Source organism: Caenibacillus caldisaponilyticus, from assembly GCF_002003465.1.
Taxonomy (GTDB): Bacteria; Bacillota; Bacilli; order Bacillales; family Sporolactobacillaceae; genus Caenibacillus; species Caenibacillus caldisaponilyticus.
Map to the genome: position 1 here is coordinate 1 of NZ_BDDQ01000169.1, position 1,079 is coordinate 1,079.

Genomic DNA, 1,079 nt, shown 5'->3' on the forward strand with positions numbered 1-1,079 from the left:
CGCCTGACACTGTCTCCGCACCGGATCACGGTGCCGGGTTAGAATGTCCGTACCGATAGGGTCGTATCCCACCGTCGCCTCCACCGAACCTGGCGGCCCGGCTTCTCCGGCTCCGACCTATCCTGTACAATCGATACCGACATCCAATATCAAGCTGCAGTAAAGCTCCATGGGGTCTTTCCGTCCTGTCGCGGGTAACCTGCATCTTCACAGGTACTATAATTTCACCGGGTCTCTTGTTGAGACAGTATCCAAGTCGTTACGCCTTTCGTGCGGGTCGGAACTTACCCGACAAGGAATTTCGCTACCTTAGGACCGTTATAGTTACGGCCGCCGTTTACTGGGGCTTCGGTTCGGACCTTCGCCTTACGGCTAAGCCCTCCCCTTAACCTTCCAGCACCGGGCAGGCGTCAGCCCCTATACGTCACCTTTCGGTTTGGCAGAGACCTGTGTTTTTGATAAACAGTCGCTTGGATCTTTTCACTGCGGCTCCCTCGGGCTCATCACCCTACCGGAGCACCCCTTCTCCCGAAGTTACGGGGTCATTTTGCCGAGTTCCTTAACAAGAGTTCTCCCGAGCGTCTTAGGATGCTCTCCTCGCCTACCTGTGTCGGTTTGGGGTACGGGCACCGAAAGACTCGCTAGAGGCTTTTCTCGGCAGTGTAAGCACGGGCGCTTCGGTACTTAAGTTCCCTCCCCATCACCGCTCAGCCTTTCCGGTGGCGGGATTTGCCTCGCCACCAGCCTTGCGGCTTGGACGCGCTCTTCCGGCCGCGCGCTCGCCTTGCCTTCCTGCGTCACCCCATCGCTCAAACGCCTTTCGGTGGTACAGGAATTTCAACCTGTTGTCCATCGCCTACGCCTTCCGGCCTCGGCTTAGGCCCCGACTAACCCTGAGCGGACGAACCTTCCTCAGGAACCCTTAGGCTTTCGACGGAGGGGATTCTCACCCCTCTTTTCGTTACTCATACCGGCATTCTCACTTCCCAGCGCTCCAGTCGACCTTCCGGTCGGCCTTCGCCGCGCTCGGAACGCTCCCCTACCTCCGCCGCTCACAAGAGCGGCGAACCGCGGCTTCG

1 rRNA gene is annotated in these 1,079 nt (G+C 58.9%); it reads right to left on the minus strand.

From position 1 onward, the window contains the following. Nucleotides 1-1,079 (minus strand): 23S ribosomal RNA (locus CCB157_RS17080); the annotation flags it as partial.